The sequence below is a fragment of the Aeromonas sp. s10 genome (assembly GCF_040907975.1).
In the GTDB taxonomy this organism is placed as follows: domain Bacteria; phylum Pseudomonadota; class Gammaproteobacteria; order Enterobacterales; family Aeromonadaceae; genus Aeromonas; species Aeromonas caviae.
Map to the genome: position 1 here is coordinate 1 of NZ_JBFOCV010000031.1, position 17,321 is coordinate 17,321.

Genomic DNA, 17,321 nt, shown 5'->3' on the forward strand with positions numbered 1-17,321 from the left:
TAACACGGTAGGGGTACCGTTTTGTTATCCGGTTTGAAGCCGTATGACCACTCCCTTTTGTGGGCAACTGTCAGGTGAATACCATCTCCATACAGCCTATTATTCATGGTCCTTCCATCATCAACGTCCACAGTTCTTGATGCCATAGAGGGTGGTGGCCATGGGAGATCCTTTGTCTGCGGGCCAGCGGCCCGGAAATCGTGCAAGGGCCCGATTCTGGCATTGTGGCCCAGCCATGGCAACGCTGATGGCCGGATGGGCTGGTTTTACCAGTGAGGCTGGTGGGGGGGGGTTGGCGGGAGGCAGATAGCCAAAACGCGCCGACGGGCGCGTTTTGGGGGAAGAAGGCTATTAGTGCAGTGTGGTCCACTCGTGATCGAAGACCCGTGCCCGCTCCCAGGGGGCATCCGGCAGGCTGGAGGAGAGGCCGGCGTATTTGCCCACGTCATCCATCACGATGGCGGAGAGAATGGGCAGGTGATTTTCGGTGCAATACATGCGGATGCGTTGCAGCAGGGTGCGCAGTTCATCCTGGCACTGCTCCAGCCCGGCCTGCCTGGCCAGTTTGGAGTAACGAATGGTGGTGCGTTCCTTTGCAGACTCGACGAGGATGTCCCACAGCTTGCAGTCGCAGGTCGGGGTGCCTGCGGTGGCTTGGTTTGTCATAACTCTCTCCGGTGCGAAATGGTCGCTCTGTGTCGACGGGCATCTTGGCCAGTTCACCCCGGCGGGATGTTGATCCAACGCAAACAAAGTGGCGGTTGTCGGTCAGGGATACCCTGGGGAGCATTCTAGATCCAGTTCTGTGATGTTAAGTGTCGTTTTTGATTTCATTTTCGGAATAAAAATCTGCAACCGTTTGCTTTTTCCATCTTTATTGATGGTGATCAAGAGGAAAGGGGAGATCCCCCACTAGATTGCGCTTCTCGATAATTTTGTCAGGAGTGCACCTTGGAACTCGTCTTCGTCTTGCTCGTGCTGATCGCCGTGGTCTACGGCATCATCAAGGATTACAACCCGCAGGCGGTGCTGGCGCTGGCCGGCATGGCCATCTTCACCGTCGCCTACTGGCTGGGATTGCACCCCATTCTGCCCGCCGACAAGAGCACCGGCTTCGCCCTGTTCGACCTGTTCGAGGTGTTCAAGGGGATCTTCTCCTACCGGGCGGCGGGGCTCGGCCTCACCATCATGGCGGTGGCGGGCTTTGCCACCTACATGTCCCATATCGGCGCCTCCCAGTCCCTGGTGCGGGTGGCGGTCAAACCGGTGGCGGGCATCCAGTCCAGCTACCTGATGCTGGCCATCTGCTACCTGGTGGCGGTCTTCGTCTCCCTGTTCGTCACCTCCGCCACCGGCCTCGGCCTGCTGCTGATGGTCACCATGTACCCGGTGATGCGCAACCTCGGCATCAGCCCGGCTTCCGCCTGCGGCGTCATCGCCACCTCCCAGGCGTTCGAAATCGGCCCGACCCAGACCAACGCCATCTTCTCCGCCGGCCAGTCCGGCATGGATCCCACCAGCTATTTCGTCGACTACCAGATCTGGCTGGTGGCCCCCATGCTGCTGGTGACCATGGTGCTGCACTTCTTCTGGCAGCGGCACTGTGACCGCCAGGAGGGCTGGGATCCGGCCCTGCATCGCGGCGAACACGCGGAGCTTGACGAGAAAGGGGCGGACGAGGTGGCCGCGCCGACCTGGTACGGCCTGCTGCCCATCATCCCCTTCGTACTGATGATGACCTTCTCCAAGCTCCTGGTGACCAGCATCAGCGTCAGCGTGGAGGTGGCCATGCTGCTGTCGGTCTTTATCGGCATGCTGTGCGAGCTGCTGCGCACCCGCTCGGTGCGCACCGCCTTCGCGGGGCTGTCGAGCTTCCTCGACGGCATGGGCAAGGTGTTCGGCCCCGTGGTGGCGCTCATCGTCTGTGCCGAGCTCTTCGCCGAATCCCTCAAGGCCATCGGCGCCATCGATACCCTGCTGCACTCTGCCAGCAATGCCGGCATCGGCAGCGGCCTGATGACCCTGGTGATGGTGGGGCTCATCATGGTGGCGGCGGTCATCATGGGCTCGGGCAACGCGGCCTTCCTCAGTTTCTCCTCCCTGGCCCCCGCGGTGGCGGCCAAGTTTGGCGTGCCGGCGGTGACCATGCTGCTGCCGATGCAGCTTGCCTCCAGTATCGGCCGCACCGTCTCCCCCATCGCGGCGGTGCTCATCGCCTGTGCGGGCATCGCCAAGGTCTCTCCCTTCGTGGTGGTCAAGCGCACCAGCGTGCCCATGGCGGGGGCCCTGGTGACGGCGCTGCTCCTCAACTATCTGCTGTTCATGTAAAGGCTCTGGTGTAGAGGCGGCGGCCAGTTGATCCACGCTGGCCGACCGCCGTTGACGAGGCGGCGCCGAGTGCCCGCCCACTCTTATCGTTGCAAAAACAGTCTGTCTTTTACGCAGATTGTTCCATGGAGAAGACAATGAACGATCTCACGCGCCCGTTCTCCCTCGATACCTATCTGGCGGATCTGGCCCCGCTCATCAATCTCGACTGCGGTACCCGCACCCCGGCCGGGGTGGCCAAAGTGGCCGACATCATGACCGAGAAATATGAGGCCATCGGCTGGCAGGTGACCCGCCACCAGTTCGCCGCCGAGTGCGGCCCCTGCCTCGAGGCAACCAATGCCCCGGGGGCCGATCACTACGACGTCATGCTGGTGGGCCACATGGACACCGTCTTCCCCGAGGGGACGGCGGCCAAGCGACCGCTGAAAATCGAAGGCAATCAGGCCTTTGGCCCCGGCGTCTCGGACATGAAGAGCGGCCTGCTCTCTACCTGGTATGCCTTGAAAGAGCTGGACCCGGCCGTGCTGGCCAGGCTCAAGGTGCTGGTCTGCTGCAACTGCGACGAGGAGATTGGCTCTCCCTGGTCCAAAGATTGGCTGGTGAAAAAAGCCAAACAGAGCGGCTGCGTGCTGGTGGCCGAGGCGGCCCGCCCGAGCGGGGATCTCATCAGCGCCCGCAAGGGCAATGCCAAGTACCGCATCACCTTCCACGGCAAAGCCTCCCATGCAGGCTCGGCCCTGGCACAAGGGATCTCCGCCATCACGGAGCTGGCCCACTGGGTGCTCGCCATCAACCAGCAGGTCAACATGGAAACCGGCACCACCATGAACGTGGGGGTGGTGCAGGGGGGGACCGGCGTCAACGTGGTGCCCGACTTTGCCGAGGCGATCGTGGATCTGCGCTTCTGGTGCAACGAAGAGGCACAGGCGGTGCACGACCGGCTCACCTTCATGGCCAACAACCCCTTCCTCGCCGGTTGCCGGGTCGAGGTGGCGCGCCAGAGCTTCAAGCCCGCGATGCGCCCGAGCGGCGACACCGAGGCCCTGATGGCGCTGGTGGAGGCTGCAGGCAGGGAGGAGGGCGTTCCCTTCACCTGGCTGGAGGCCGGTGGCGGCTCCGATGCCAACTTCACCGCCGCCGCAGGCGTGCCGTCCCTCGATGGCTTCGGCCCCATGGGGGGTGGCTTTCACTCGGAGGCGGAATTCCTGCTGCTGGACAGCATCGAGCCGCGCATCCGCCTGCTTAAGCGGGTGTTGGGCAAGCTGGCCAACTAGGTCAACGTTAAGGACAAGCAAAACGGGAGGCCATCGCCTCCCGTTTTTTATGTGTCGCCCTCGAGAGAGGTCATTCCTCGTCCTCTTGCAGATAGGCGAGGTGCTCCTGGCGCGCCACCTGCCAGTGGCCGAGTGTCAGCGGCGCCGCAAACCCGGGGCCGTCGGTCACCATGGTGTGGTACTCCCCCTGCTCGCCGCAGGCATCGAAGCCCCGGGTTGCTGCCAGTTGGTGCAATTCGGCCAGGGTGGCCGCATCGAGCTTGCGCCCCACCCACTCGGGGGCCAGCACCCGGGTATCGACGCAGGAGAGGTGGGTGACGATGCCGCGGGTCAGCATGTCCGCCAGCAACGCCTCGCGGGGTTGTTGCCAGAGCGGGGTGTGAACGGTGAGCCCCAGGGGGCGACAGCGCTCGCGGATCCAGTTCGGCGCGCCCCCCACGCTGTCGATGTCGCCGGTGACGACCCCATCGAGTTGCCACTCCTCTTTCAATGCCGCCAGGGCCCGCTCATAACCGAGATCGAAGGGCGCCTCGATGGTGACCAGCCGATGGGGCAGCGCGAGGGCCGCCGCCTGACGGCGAACCTGTGACAGAGGATGGGCGAGAAAGCGGGGCGCTGGCGGGGCAAAGGTGACCAGGGCCACCACCTGATGGCCCGCCTCCCGGGCGTGGCAGAGGGCCTGCATGGCATCTTTGCCGCCGCTCCAGAGCAGGATGACGCGAGACATGGGGGATTTCCGCTGAATAAAAGAGGGCTCATGCTACCCAGAGTGGGGGGCGATGGCAAAGCGCGGGCCGGGGATGCGGGGATAAAAAAGCGGCTCCCACGGGGGAGCCGCTCGCACTGGATGCCTGTTACAGCAGGATGCTGGTCAGGATGAAGCCCAGGGTACAGGAGGTCACCACCCCGATGAGGCCCGGAATGATGAAGCTGTGGTTGATGATGAACTTGCCGATGCGGGTGGTGCCGGAGCGGTCGAAGCCGATGCAGGCGAGATCGCTCGGGTAGGTCGGCAGCACGAAGTAGCCGTAGCTCGCCGGCAGGAAGGCGATGAGCAGTTTGGGTTCGACCCCCAGCGCCAGCCCCATGGGGGCGATGGCGGTGAGCGCCGCGGCCTGGCTGTTCACCAGCTTGGAGATGAGGAAGAGCACCAGGGCGTAGGTCCAGGGCTGGGCCTGTACCACGTGGGCCAGGGTCTCCTTGAGCAGCGGCATGTGGGCCTGGAAGAAGGTTTCGCTCATCCAGGCGACCCCGAACACGGAGAAGATGGCGACCATGCCCGCCTTGAAGACGGCGCCGTTGGCGATCTCCCCCGGCTTGACCTTGCAGCGCATCAGGATGATGGCGCCGGCGATCAGCATCATCATCTGGATCACCAGGTTCATGGAGAGGGGGCCCGTCTTCTCCTTGATGGTGAAGACGGGGCGCAGCGCCTCATCGGCCCCCAGCACCACCACGGCAGCGATGGCGGCGAAGAAGATCCAGGTGGACCAGTAGGCCTCTTTCGGGAACTTGGTGTTGAGCAGGGTTTCACCACCGCCGTAGATGAAGTCCCGCTGGGCAGGGTCCTTGATCTTGGCCTGGAACTCCTCGTCCTTGTCCAGATCCTTGCCGCGGCGCAGGCTCCACAGGGCCGCCATCATGACACCCATGAGAGAGGAGGGGATGGCGACCATCAGGATGTCGAGCAGACCGTAGGCCTGACCCACGCCGTGAGCCGCCGCCAGGATGGAGACCATGGAGACCACGGCCACCGAGACCGGCGAGGCGCAGATGGCCATCTGGGAGGCAACGGACGCCACTGCCATGGGGCGCTCCGGGCGGATGTTCTTCTGCAGCGCGATGTCGGCGATGATGGGGAACATGGTGTAGACCACGTGGCCGGTGCCGCACAGGAAGGTGAGGGTCCAGGTAGTGAGCGGCGCCAGCAGGGTGATGTACTGGGGGTGGCGGCGCAGCAGACGCTCGGCCACCTGCATCATCAGGTTGAGACCGCCGGCGGTCTGCAGGGTGGCGGCGCAGCCAATGACCGCCAGTATGGTCAGCATCACCTGCACCGGCGGCTCGCCCGGCACCAGGCCGAAGACGAAGGTCAGCAGGAACAGACCAATGCCGCTGATAAGACCCAGCCCCATGCCTCCGAAGCGGGTACCCAGCAGCAAGCAGCCGAGTACCACCAAAAATTCCATCAAGATCATTCCATTACCTCGTGTGTTTTATCCATGTCCCCATCGGCCAGCTGCCCGGGATCCGCTGTCATCAATTACCCCTGAAGGGTTAATGGATATTTTGTCACCCCTAAAGGGGTAAAAAATTGCGTTGCTTCAACAACCGGCTTTTTTCCGATTTAAGTGCATAAAAACTACGATTCAGCCCTTGAACAGGGGACCGCTTCCTGGCGCACACCAGATAAATGACGGGAAAGATGGGGGAGAGCACAGGGTTTGGAATGCAAAAGGCGGAAATGACACGTGCGGGAAGAGCGAGGCGGGCATAAAAAAAGCCGACCCCGGGGGTCGGCTTTTGCACGGTGCGAGTAGGCGGGTCGCCTTAGAACTCGGCGGTGCGGGGAGTACGGGGGAAGGGGATCACGTCGCGCACGTTGCCCATGCCGGTCACGTAGACCACCAGGCGCTCGAAGCCCAGACCGAAGCCGGAGTGGGGCACGGTGCCGTAGCGACGCAGATCGCGGTACCACCAGTAGTCTTCCTTGTTCAGACCCATCTCGGCCAGACGGGCATCCAGCACCTCGAGACGCTCTTCACGCTGGGAGCCGCCGATGATCTCGCCGATCCCCGGGGCCAGTACGTCCATGGCGGCAACGGTCTTGCCGTCGTCGTTGAGGCGCATGTAGAAGGCCTTGATGTCCTTCGGGTAGTTCTTCACCACCACCGGGGACTTGAAGTGCTCCTCGGCCAGGTAGCGCTCGTGCTCGGAGGAGAGATCGATGCCCCAGGAGACCGGGAACTCGAAGCTCTTGCCGCAGTTTTGCAGCACGTCGATGGCATCGGTGTAGTCAATCTGGGCGAAGTCGGAGGCGACGAAGCGCTCCAGACGGCCGATGGCGTCCTTGTCCACGTGCTGGGCGAAGAACTCCAGATCGTCGCGGCGCTCGGTCAGCACGGCGTTGAAGACGTACTTCAGCATGGCTTCGGCCAGGGCGGCGTTGTCTTCCAGATCGGCGAAGGCCACTTCCGGCTCCACCATCCAGAACTCGGCCAGGTGGCGGCTGGTGTTGGAGTTTTCGGCGCGGAAGGTCGGGCCGAAGGTGTAGACCTTGGACAGGGCGCAGGCGTAGGTTTCGACGTTCAGCTGGCCGGACACGGTCAGGAAGGTCTCCTTGCCGAAGAAGTCCTTGTCGTAGTCCACCTTGCCTTCGGGGGTGCGCGGCAGGTTTTCCATGTCCAGGGTGGAGACGCGGAACATCTCGCCGGCCCCTTCGGTGTCGGAGGCGGTGATGAGGGGCGCCGCGATCCAGAGGTAGCCCTGTTCGTGGAAGAAGCGGTGAATGGCCTGGGAGAGGCAGTTGCGCACCCGGGTCACGGCACCGACGATGTTGGTGCGGGCACGCAGGTGGCCCTGCTCGCGCAGGTACTCGATGCTGTGGCGCTTGGCAGACATGGGGTAGGTGTCCGGATCTTCGACCCAGCCCACCACCTTGACCTCGGTGGCCTGCAGTTCGAACGCCTGGCCGCTGCCCTGGGACTCGACCACGGTGCCGGTCACTTCGACGGAGCAAGCTGTGGTCAGACGTTGCACTTCATTCTCGTAATTGGCCAGGGTATTGGGGGCGACGGCCTGCACCGGATGGAAGCAGGAGCCATCGGAAACGGCCAAAAATGAGATCCCCGCCTTGGAATCGCGGCGGGTCCGGATCCACCCTTTCACAGTCAGGGTGGTGCCGACCGAATACTTACCGGCCAGCACATCAACTACGGATGCGTGCGTCATCGAAATATTGTCTCCAGCTTGTTCTTGCAGCGCTATTTGCAACACTAGGGGTCTGGCCCGGGCGCAGTTGGCCCACCATGGCAGACTAAGCCGTTCATCTTACCCGCGCAGGTTTGATAAACAAGCAAAAATGTCGGACCCTTGCGGGGATTTCCCCATGCATCGTGCATGGATCATGGCGGCTGGACGGGGGTGAAGGTGAAGGAGCGCAGGCGGGGGCCGGATGGCTGGATACGGGTGTTGCAGGGGCTGGTGATCCTCTGCTGGGGCGGCTTTGTCGCCCTGCTCTCCCTCTATCACTTCGCCCGGCCAGAGGTGGCTTACGGCTTTCTGGTCTATGGGGGCGTCAAGGTGCGCCAGAGCTGGGACCCCCTGCTTACCCCCTGGCTGGAGCGCGGGCTCTGGGGTTGCTGCCTGCTGACCCTGGTGGTGCTGGTGCTGGCCCGTGGCCGCAGCCGTCGGCAGGAAGATGCCCGCCACGTCAATCTCTTCATCCTGCTGCTGATCCTGGTGGCCTGCCTGCTGCTTTACTACCGGGGCTGAGGGCCGTCGCCGTCATCCAGCCCCTGAGAGGCGGGGCGCTTGCCTATCTGGCGCTCCACGCTGTCGAGCATCTGGTTGTAGGCGAGCGCCACCCGGCCAATCTCGTCCCCTTCATCCCCCTCCAGCCTGTGGCCGAAGTCGTTGCGATCGGTGGCCTCCTCCATGGAGCGGGTCAGCTGGTTGAGGGGGCGGACTATCCAGGTGCGGATGACCCAGAGGGTGAGCAGGAGTCCCAGCCCGAAGATGAGGGTGAGGCTCAGGGCCGAGGTGAGGATGTTCTGCTCCACCCGGGTAAACAGGGTGTCGAGGGAGTAGTCAAAACGCACCGCCCCCAGCACGGTGTTTTCCGGCACCTGGTGGCAGCTGGTGCAGTCGGTACCGCGAAAATCCTTTCTGGCCAGCAGCGGGCGGGTCACCACCAGCCGGCTGTGCATGCCGTCATGCTCTACCTCCAGGCTCCCCTTGCCCGCCAGCGCCAGGGCATCAAACCTGTCCTTCGGGGCCTCGACGTCACGGCCCGGCCCGTACTGCTTGTTGACCGCCGCCCCGCGCACGATGCGGGCATCTTCCACGTGGGCGTGATCGAGAAACTTGGCGCGCAGGGTGTCGCGGGCGTCCATCTTGCCGGTCAGCATCAGCATGTTGAGGCCGTCGAAGTAGGCCTCGGTCTGCTCGCGGCTCTGTTCCTTGATGAGGGTCAGGATGAGGTCACGCTCGCGCACCGCCTGATAGGCCGCGGAAAACACCAACACCATGGAGAAGATGAAGAGCAGGAAGAAGTTGATCTTGGCAGCAATGGAGAGGCGCATGGGACTGGTACATCTGTTGGGTAAAACCCGCGCAGTCTACTCTCCTCGCCGGACGGGTTTTGGTGTCTTGCTCACATTCTGATGAAAAAGCGCCGAAAGGCCCTGCGTTCTCATGCAGGGCCCGTTCATCCGGACTCAATATTCGCCGATAGTGATGGCCTCGTGGATGGCGCCGGTCAATACCCGCAGCTCCTCGGGGGTGATGACGAAGGGAGGCATCAGGTAGATGAGCTTGCCAAAGGGACGGATCCAGGCGCCCAGCTCCACGAACTTGCGCTGGATGCGCGCCACGTCCACCCGCTCCTTCATCTCCACCACCCCGATGGCGCCGAGCACCCGCACATCCGCCACCGCCGGGTGCAGGGTCAGCTCCACCAGTTCGGTTTTGAGTTGGTGTTCGATGACGCGAACCCGCTCCTGCCAAGGTGAGGCGAGCAGCAACTCGATGGAGGCGTTGGCCACCGCGCAGGCGAGCGGGTTGCCCATGAAGGTGGGGCCGTGCATGAAGACGCCCGCCTTGCCGTCACACACGGTGCGAGCCACATGCTCGGTTGTGAGCGTGGCCGACAGCGTCAGGTAGCCGCCGGTAAGCGCCTTGCCCAGGCACATGATGTCGGGGCTGATCCCCGCCCAGTCGCAGGCAAAGAGCTGGCCGGTGCGGCCAAAGCCGGTGGCTATCTCGTCGGCAATCAGCAGCAGGCCGAACTCGTCGCACAGGGCGCGCACCCACTGCAGGTAGCGGGGGTGGTAGAAGCGCATGCCGCCTGCCCCCTGGACGATGGGTTCGAGCACGATGGCGGCAATTTCCTCGTGATGATCCGCCACCAGGGTGGCCAGCTCCACCACGCTCTGCTCGTCCCACTGGGCGTGGAAGCGGCAGCTTGGCGCTTCGACGAAATGGTGTTCGGGCAGGAAGCCCTGGTAGAGCTCGTGCATGCCGCCATCCGGGTCGCACACGCTCATGGCGCCGAAGGTGTCGCCGTGATAGCCGCCCCGAAGGGCAACGAATTTGGCGCGGGGCGTCCCTTTGGCATGCCAGTACTGCTGGGCCATCTTGAGGGCCACTTCCACCGCCACCGAGCCGGAATCCGCCAGAAAGACCCGATCCAGCCCCTTCGGGGTGATCTCCACCAGTTTGCGGCAGAGCTCGACCGCCGGGGCATGGGTCAGGCCGCCAAACATCACGTGGGACATCTTGCCGAGCTGGGCGGTGGCGGCCGCGTCCAGTTCCGGCACCTGATAGCCGTGAACGCAGGCCCACCAGGAGCTCATGCCATCCACCAGCTCGCGCCCGTCCGTCAGGGTGAGGGTCACCCCTTTGGCGCTGGCCACTTCATAGCAGGGCAGGGGATGGGTGAGGGAGGTATAGGGGTGCCAGACGTGGTGCAGGTCGAATTCTTGATTGGTCATTTTATGTTCTGTTGTCAATTGATTTGATCTGGTCGGTGTTGACAGTCTACGCGTGCTCTCTACACTAGCCAACAATTTCAGCCACTTGGCTTCGCGCACGCCCTGGCGTCGCGCTGTCCAGCTGGCGGGTCTTGCGGCGAACGCTCTCTTGAGCGCGGCGCAGGATCCCACCAATAACAACCGGAAGCCATGTATGAATGCTCTCACCGCGGGTGCCCACGCCCTTCGTCACGACTGGACCCTGTCCGAGGTTCAGGATCTCTTTGCCCTGCCATTCAACGATCTGCTGTTCCAGGCCCAGACGGTGCACCGCGCCCATTTCGACCCGAACGAGGTGCAGGTAAGCACCTTGCTCTCCATCAAGACCGGTGCCTGCCCGGAGGATTGCAAATACTGCCCCCAGAGCGCTCGCTACCACACCGGGCTCGAGACCGAGCGGCTGATGGAGGTGGAAAAAGTGCTGGAGCGGGCCCGTGAGGCCAAGGCCAACGGCTCGTCCCGCTTCTGCATGGGGGCGGCCTGGCGCAACCCGAAAGAGAAGGACATGCCCTACATCCTGCGCATGATTGAAGAGGTGCGCGGGCTCGGCATGGAGACCTGCATGACGCTGGGGATGCTGACCGCCGATCAGGCGGCGCGTCTCGGGGCGGCGGGGCTCGATTACTACAACCACAACCTCGACACCTCGCCGGAGTTCTACGGCGACATCATCACCACCCGCACCTATCAGGACAGGCTCGACACCCTGGAGCATGTGCGCGGCGCCGGCATGAAGGTCTGCTCCGGCGGCATCGTCGGCATGGGTGAGCAGGCAAAAGATCGTGCGGGCCTCTTGATGGCGCTGGCCAACCTGCCGCGCCACCCGGAGAGCGTGCCCATCAACATGCTGGTCAAGGTGAAGGGCACGCCCCTGGAGAACCAGGAGAACCTGGACTCGTTCGAATTTATCCGCACCATCGCCGTGGCGCGCATCATGATGCCGGCCTCCCACGTGCGCCTCTCCGCCGGGCGGGAGAAGATGAATGAGCAGATGCAGGCCATGTGCTTTATGGCCGGGGCCAACTCCATCTTCTACGGCTGCAAGCTGCTGACCACCCCCAATCCGGACGAGAACAGCGACATGCAGCTCTTCAAGCGCCTTGGCATTCGCCCCGCTCAGCGGGCCCAGAAGCCGGATCAGGTTCAAGAGGAGGAGCTGCTGGCCGAGGTGAACCGCCAGAGCGAGCCGAGCGAACTCTTCTACGATGCCACCCGTTCCCGCGCAGATGTCCTCCGTCCATGATGACGCCCGTTGTTACCGGCCCCTTTGCCCTGGGGGAGGCGCTGGCCGAGCGTGAACAGGCCACCCTGCTGCGCCGACGCACCCCGGTGGATGTGGCGAGCGGCGGGCGGATCCGGGTCGGGGGGCGCGATTACCTCAATGTCTCTGGCAACGACTACCTGGGCCTTGCCGGTCACCCCGCCATCAAGGCCGCCTTCACGGCGGGGGTGGCGCAATATGGCGCAGGGGCAGGCGCCTCGCCCCTGGTGACCGGTTACAGCCGCGCTCACCAGGAGCTGGAAGAGGCCCTTGCCGACTGGCTCGGGGTGGAGGCGGTGCTGCTGTTCAACTGCGGCTTCTCCGCCAATCAGGCGGTGCTCAAGGCCTTGCTCGGCAAGGATCACCTGCTGTGGCAGGACAGGCTCAACCACGCCTCCCTGCAGGAGATGGGGAGCCAGCTCCCCTGCAAGATGAAGCGCTTTTGCCACAACGACATGGCGGCCCTTGAGCGGCTGCTTGAGCCAAACCGGGGCCTGATCGTCTCGGAAGGGGTCTTCAGCATGGACGGGGATCAGGCCCCCTGGGCTGAGCTGGCCACACTCGCATCCCGAAGCGGCAACTGGCTGATGATTGACGATGCCCACGGCCTCGGCGTGCTGGGTGCCGAGGGGCGCGGCACCCTGGCAGCCCAGGGGGTGAACCCGGCCAGCGTGCACATCCAGATGGGGACCTTCGGCAAGGCGCTCGGGGTGGCCGGCGCCTTTGTGGGTGGCAGTCGCGAGCTGGTGGAGTACCTGGTCAATTTTGCCCGCCACTATGTCTACAGCACCCATATGCCCCCCGCCCAGGCGTGCGCCGTGCGCCAGAGCATCGAGCTGGTACGCGTAGCCAACGAGGCCCGTGCCCACCTGGCTCGCCTTGTCGCCCGGTTCCGGCAGGGGGCGCAGGCGCTCGGCTGGCGGCTTGGGGCAAGCGATACCCCCATCCAGCCGCTGCTGGTGGGGGAGAGCGTCGCTGCCCTGCAACTGGCCGAGCGGCTGCGGGAGTGCGGTGTCTGGGCCGGCGCCATCCGCCCACCCACGGTGCCGCTCGGCACGGCGCGCCTTCGCATCACCCTGTGCGCCGCCCATGGCGAAGATGACGTGGATCGCCTGCTCGAGGCCCTGGGGCCCCGCCCATCCACTGACGAGAGAGGGGGCACCCATGGTGCATGAGCGTTTCCAGTCGGTGGACAAGGCACAGCTCGCCCGCCGCTTCGGGGCGGCGGCCCGCCACTACGACGCCCACGCCCGCTTCCAGCAGGAGGTGGGGCAGTCGCTGCTGGCGCGCATGGACGAGGGGGGCGTGAAAGAGGTGCGCTCAGGGGCCGGGCTGGATCTGGGCTGCGGCACCGGTTTCTTCCTGCCTGCCCTGGCCCCGCGCTGCGAGACGCTGACCGGGCTGGATCTCGCTCCCGGCATGCTGGCCCAGGCGGCCCTTCGCGGCAGCGGAGCCCGCCTGGTGTGCGGCGACGCGGAGGGGCTGCCCTTTGCCGACCAGAGCCTGGACTGGGTTTTCTCCAGCCTGGCCCTGCAGTGGTGCGAGCGGCCGGCCCAGGCCTTTGCCGAGCTCAACCGGGTGCTCAAACCCGGTGGCCAGGTCTTCTTCTCGACCCTGCTTTCGGGGTCACTGTGGCAACTGCGGGAGGCCTGGCGGGCCGTGGATGGTCGTGACCATGTCAATCGCTTCCTGACGTTGCCCCAGTTGCAGCAGGCGGCCCGTGACGGGGGCTTCGAGGCCCCGGCACTCTGCCCGCTGACCTGGTCCCTCGCCTACCCGGCGCTCAGCGGACTGCTGCGCGACCTCAAAGGGATAGGTGCGAGCCAGGTCAACGACGAGCGGTCTGCGGGCCTGGGTCATCGCCAGCGCCTGGTGCGACTGGGGGAGGCCTACGAGCGCCACCGTCAACCGGACGGCCTGCTGGCCGCCAGCTACGAGGTCTGCCTCGGGCGCCTGGTGCGGCGCTGACACAAAAAGACCCGGCGCACCCACCCCTTCAGCGGCAGGACGTGCGCCTGCCTTTCACCATGGATATCGGGGCGCCTCTGCGCCCCTGCACTGCATCGAGGAATCATCATGGGGACATCCTATTTCATCACGGGCACGGACACCGACGTGGGCAAGACCCTGGTGGCCCGCACCCTGTTGCTGGCGCTTGCCGCCAGAGGCATTCGCTGCGCCGGGTACAAACCGGTGTCGGCGGGCTGCACCCGCACCCCGGAGGGGCTGCGCAATCTGGATGCCTTGCTGTTGCAGCAGGCGGCCACGGTTGCGCTGCCCTACGAGCAGGTCAATCCCTATGCCTTCGAGCCGCCCATCGCCCCCCATATCGCCGCCCGTGAGCGGGGGGTGAGCATCCCCTTCGAGGATCTCTCCGCCGGCTTGCGGGAGATTGAGGGAGCTGGGGCCGATCTCGTCATTGTCGAGGGGGCGGGGGGCTGGTTCCTGCCGCTGGATCATCAGCGTCTGCTCTCGGAGTGGGTCGCCCAGGAGCGGCTGCCGGTGATCCTGGTGGTGGGGGCCAGGCTGGGCTGCCTCAACCATGCCCTGCTCACCGTCAGCGCCATTCGTCAGCAGGGGTTGACCCTAGCGGGCTGGGTCATCAACCGGGTGGATCCGCACATGAGCCGCTACGAGGAGAACCTGGACACCTTGAAAGCCATGTTGCCGGCCCCATTTCTGGGGGAGCTCCCCTTCGTGGACGCGGTGAATGAGGTGGATTTGCACCACTGTCTCGATGTGTCGCCCTTGCTCTGAGGCCAGACATTCAGCAAACATTCATCGAGTCTGTCTATTATCTGGGGCAAGTGTGGCATCGGTCGCCCCTGGGGCGCCCCGAACCATGCATCCATATCTCACAAGGAGTCAATATGAAGCGAATTATGCTATTCCTGGTGACCAACCTGGCCGTCATGCTGGTGCTGGGGGTGGTACTCAATATCCTGTTCTCGGTTCTGGGGATCAACAAGTCCAGCATTTCCGGTCTGTTGGTGTTCTGCGCCGTGTTCGGTTTTGGGGGTTCCTTTATCTCCTTGCTGATGTCCAAGTGGATGGCCAAGCGCAGCTATGGCGTCCAGGTCATCGAGCAGCCCCGCAACGAGACCGAGCACTGGCTGGTGAGCACTGTTGCCCGTCAGGCCCGTGAGGCTGGCATCAAGATGCCGGAAGTGGGGATCTACGACTCCCCCGAGATGAACGCCTTTGCCACCGGTGCCCGCCGTGACGACTCCCTCGTCGCCGTCTCCTCCGGTCTGCTCTACAGCATGAGCCGCGACGAGGCGGAAGCCGTGCTGGCCCACGAGGTGAGCCACGTGGCCAACGGCGACATGGTGACCCTGACCCTGATCCAGGGGGTGGTGAACACCTTCGTGATGTTCTTCGCCCGCATCGTGGCTGGCGTCATCAGCAACTTCTTCAGCTCCAACAACGAGGAAGAGAGCAGCAGCACCGGCGGTTTCGCCTACATGATCACCGTGTTCGTGCTGGAGATGGTGTTCGGCGTGCTCGCCTCCATCATCGTCATGTGGTTCAGCCGTCAGCGCGAGTTCCGTGCCGACGCCGGTGCCGCCAAGCTGGCCGGCCGCGACAAGATGATTGCCGCGCTCCAGCGTCTCGCCCGCGGTGCCGAGCCGCAGATGGAGGGTTCCATGATGGCGTTCGGCATCAACGGCAAGCGCTCCATGAGCGAGCTGTTCATGAGCCACCCGCCCATCGAGCAGCGCATCGCCGCCCTGCGTGGCTGATAGCCAGTCATCTAAAGAAAACGGCTGCCCTCGGGCAGCCGTTTTGCATTCCGGGGACGGGGTTTTGCCCCCCGATCACCCTATTTGATCACCAGATCCGTCAGGGGCACGGCGCAGCAGGTGAGGATCTTGCCCTCGGCACGCTCGGCGGCGCTGATGGCGGGGGCATCGGGGTGATCCACCTCGCCCGAGACCAGGGTCTGCTTGCAACTGCCGCAGATGCCGGCACGGCAGCTCCAGGGCAGCTCTACCCCCTGCTTGTTGGCCTGATCCAGCACGGTGCCCTGGTTGTTGCCCGCAAACTCCCGCTCGCCGATACGCAGTTGCACCGCCTGATGGGGGCGGGCCACCGAGAGCAGGGCCCCGCCAAAGCTCTCCTGGCGGATGCGCCCGGCCGGTACGCCGAGGGCGGTCAGCCGGTTGGCTGCATCGGCCATAAAGCCGTGGGGGCCGCAGATAAACACCTCCCGCTCCTGCAAACCCCGGATCCGGCCCAGGTGATCGTCATTCAGACGGCCGCTGAGTCCCTGCCAGTGCGCATCGGGCTGGCTGAGGATCAGGGTGAGGGTCATTCCCTGCTGCGCCATGGCGTGCAGCTCGCTGGCGGCAGGAATATCCGCCTCGCTGCGACACAGGTGCATGAAGTGGACGTCACCGAGCTCCCCCCGTAGTGCCAGAGTGCGGGCAATGGAGAGCATGGGGGTGACACCGGATCCCGCCGAGAGCAGCAGCAGCCTGCGCTCGGACCCTAGGTGAAACTCGCCGGCCGGGGGGGCGGCCAGCAGGTGATCGCCCACGCGCAGCTCATGGTGCAGCCAGGGGGAGAGGCGGCCATCGGCCAGCTTCTTGACGCTGATGCTGTAACGCTCGGGCCGCTCCGGCGTGGAGCTCAGGGTGTAGCGGCGTTGAACCCGTGTGTTTTTGATATCGAGGCTGATGGGCAGGTGCTGGCCAGGCAGGTAGTCGGGCAGGGGCTCGCCGTCGGCGGCCTCGAACCAGAAGGTTTCCAGATCCCGGGCCAGGGGTTCCCGGGCGACGCACACCAGCTCCCGCTTTTTCGGGGCCGCGTTGGGGTAGACCGGCGCCCGGGCCCGCTCCAGCACCTCGATCTCGCTGCCCGCCTCAATCCACCCCTCGTTCAGGGCCACCAGATTCTGGCCGAAATAGACCTCACCATCTTCGCCACGGCGGTAGCGGGTGAGGGTGGCCAGCGGCTCTTTCAGGGCATTGAAGCGCTCCGTGCCTGCCTCCACCGTGGTCATGATGCAGCGACTGCACGGCTTGTCCACCCGAAACTCCACCTCGCCGATGCGGATCCGCTTCCAGCCATCCTCCTCGAAGGGGCGGGTGCCGCTCGCCACCAGGTTGGTACGAAACTGGCTCATCTGGTGCAAGGCATCGGATCTCAGGTTGAGATCCTCAAGGGAAGCCTGGCTGATGAGCAGCAAGGGGTAGCCGTCCGCAAAGCTCACCCGGGTGCCGGTCTTCTCCCGAAAACGATCGGATGCCTCCCCGAGCCAGAGCAGGCGCACCGGCTCCCTCGCCACCCGGCTCAGCCACTCATCGGCGTCGGGCCCGGTGTGCAGGGCGGTAAAGCGATCCCCCCAGACTCCGGTGTGCTGAGGGGCGCGACTGAACGCCGCCTCCATGAGGGCAAGGGGGGGCAGACCCGGATAGCGCAGTTGCAGCCCCCCCTCGACGGGGGTGGCCACCACCTGCTGCAACTGGGGATGGGTGCGGGCGGTGATAAAGGTGCCATCCGGTTTGACCACCATGTAGCGGCGATCCCCGGCAAGTCCCTCCTGGGTCACCCGGGCGCGCTCCAGCGGCATGCCTGCCGTCGATTTGATGGGGTAGAGATGTATGCTGGCGAGGGTCGGCATGTCCTGGTCCTTGTGCTGTGGCGATTCCTGTGAAGAGGGGAAGATAACGATTCCTGCCCCGGGCGGCAATCTTCTCC

At 64.5% G+C, this 17,321-nt stretch carries 15 protein-coding genes; 8 read left to right on the forward strand and 7 right to left on the reverse strand.

The genetic code is table 11. The annotated features are described in order from the left end of the window. Positions 1 to 351 precede the first annotated feature (351 nt). Positions 352 to 666 carry a hypothetical protein gene (locus tag AB5Y59_RS08850; RefSeq protein WP_010674057.1) on the reverse strand — a complete coding sequence of 105 codons (315 nt, stop codon included), beginning with the start codon at positions 664 to 666 and terminating at the stop codon, positions 352 to 354. 285 nt (positions 667 to 951) lie between these two features. Here AB5Y59_RS08850 and dcuC point away from each other — a divergent pair, with 285 nt between their 5' ends. Together dcuC and AB5Y59_RS08860 are read left to right on the forward strand one after the other, a co-directional pair. Then, entirely contained in the window at positions 952 to 2,328 is a 1,377-nt protein-coding gene (gene dcuC / locus AB5Y59_RS08855) for a C4-dicarboxylate transporter DcuC (RefSeq protein ID WP_368211837.1), read from the forward strand. Positions 2,329 to 2,465: 137 nt separating this feature from the next. Beyond that, entirely contained in the window at positions 2,466 to 3,605 is a 1,140-nt protein-coding gene (locus AB5Y59_RS08860) for a M20 family metallopeptidase (protein ID WP_368211839.1), read from the forward strand. 70 nt (positions 3,606 to 3,675) lie between these two features. On the opposite strand, the gene AB5Y59_RS08865 is transcribed toward AB5Y59_RS08860, so the two are convergent. The 3 genes from AB5Y59_RS08865 to asnS all read right to left on the reverse strand — a co-directional run bounded on the left by AB5Y59_RS08865 (position 3,676) and on the right by asnS (position 7,556). Further along, the gene (locus AB5Y59_RS08865) at positions 3,676 to 4,332 is read right to left on the reverse strand and encodes a hypothetical protein (protein ID WP_368211841.1); all 657 of its coding nucleotides are present in this window, start codon (positions 4,330 to 4,332) and stop codon (positions 3,676 to 3,678) included. A 127-nt stretch (positions 4,333 to 4,459) separates the two neighbouring features. After that, positions 4,460 to 5,803, reverse strand: a complete 1,344-nt coding sequence (locus AB5Y59_RS08870; RefSeq protein ID WP_139736665.1) for an anaerobic C4-dicarboxylate transporter — start codon at positions 5,801 to 5,803, stop codon at positions 4,460 to 4,462. Between the two features lie 352 nt (positions 5,804 to 6,155). Beyond that, entirely contained in the window at positions 6,156 to 7,556 is a 1,401-nt protein-coding gene (gene asnS / locus AB5Y59_RS08875; RefSeq protein WP_039039869.1) for an asparagine--tRNA ligase, read from the reverse strand. Positions 7,557 to 7,724: 168 nt separating this feature from the next. Between asnS and AB5Y59_RS08880 the strand changes: the two genes are divergently transcribed. Next, the gene (locus AB5Y59_RS08880) at positions 7,725 to 8,099 is read left to right on the forward strand and encodes a hypothetical protein (protein ID WP_223915971.1); all 375 of its coding nucleotides are present in this window, start codon (positions 7,725 to 7,727) and stop codon (positions 8,097 to 8,099) included. Here the strand turns inward: AB5Y59_RS08880 and AB5Y59_RS08885 are convergent. Next, positions 8,087 to 8,908, reverse strand: a complete 822-nt coding sequence (locus AB5Y59_RS08885; RefSeq protein ID WP_139736664.1) for a HAMP domain-containing protein — start codon at positions 8,906 to 8,908, stop codon at positions 8,087 to 8,089. The genes AB5Y59_RS08880 and AB5Y59_RS08885 overlap by 13 nt on opposite strands. Positions 8,909 to 9,043: 135 nt before the next feature. Further along, positions 9,044 to 10,318 carry an adenosylmethionine--8-amino-7-oxononanoate transaminase gene (gene bioA / locus AB5Y59_RS08890; protein WP_139736663.1) on the reverse strand — a complete coding sequence of 425 codons (1,275 nt, stop codon included), beginning with the start codon at positions 10,316 to 10,318 and terminating at the stop codon, positions 9,044 to 9,046. 193 nt (positions 10,319 to 10,511) lie between these two features. On the opposite strand from bioA, the gene bioB reads away from it, so the two are divergent. The 5 genes from bioB (at position 10,512) to htpX (ending at position 15,361) form a co-directional block, all read left to right on the forward strand. Next, a complete protein-coding gene (bioB, locus tag AB5Y59_RS08895; RefSeq protein ID WP_368211843.1) occupies positions 10,512 to 11,600 on the forward strand; it encodes a biotin synthase BioB in 1,089 nt (362 codons plus the stop codon). Further along, a complete protein-coding gene (gene bioF, locus AB5Y59_RS08900) occupies positions 11,597 to 12,793 on the forward strand; it encodes an 8-amino-7-oxononanoate synthase (RefSeq protein WP_368211844.1) in 1,197 nt (398 codons plus the stop codon). Before bioB ends, bioF begins: the two co-directional genes overlap by 4 nt. Beyond that, positions 12,783 to 13,586, forward strand: a complete 804-nt coding sequence (gene bioC / locus AB5Y59_RS08905; protein WP_041212694.1) for a malonyl-ACP O-methyltransferase BioC — start codon at positions 12,783 to 12,785, stop codon at positions 13,584 to 13,586. Before bioF ends, bioC begins: the two co-directional genes overlap by 11 nt. 108 nt (positions 13,587 to 13,694) lie before the next feature. Beyond that, positions 13,695 to 14,375, forward strand: coding sequence for a dethiobiotin synthase (gene bioD / locus AB5Y59_RS08910; RefSeq protein WP_048207283.1), 681 nt, complete (start codon positions 13,695 to 13,697; stop codon positions 14,373 to 14,375). A gap of 113 nt (positions 14,376 to 14,488) precedes the next feature. Beyond that, positions 14,489 to 15,361 (forward strand): protease HtpX, encoded by an 873-nt coding sequence (htpX, locus tag AB5Y59_RS08915; RefSeq protein WP_010674070.1) that lies wholly within the window; start codon positions 14,489 to 14,491, stop codon positions 15,359 to 15,361. Positions 15,362 to 15,441: 80 nt separating this feature from the next. On the opposite strand, the gene AB5Y59_RS08920 is transcribed toward htpX, so the two are convergent. Continuing rightward, complete coding sequence (locus AB5Y59_RS08920; protein WP_368211846.1) at positions 15,442 to 17,244, reverse strand: MOSC N-terminal beta barrel domain-containing protein; 1,803 nt, start codon at positions 17,242 to 17,244, stop codon at positions 15,442 to 15,444. Positions 17,245 to 17,321: the final 77 nt, after the last annotated feature.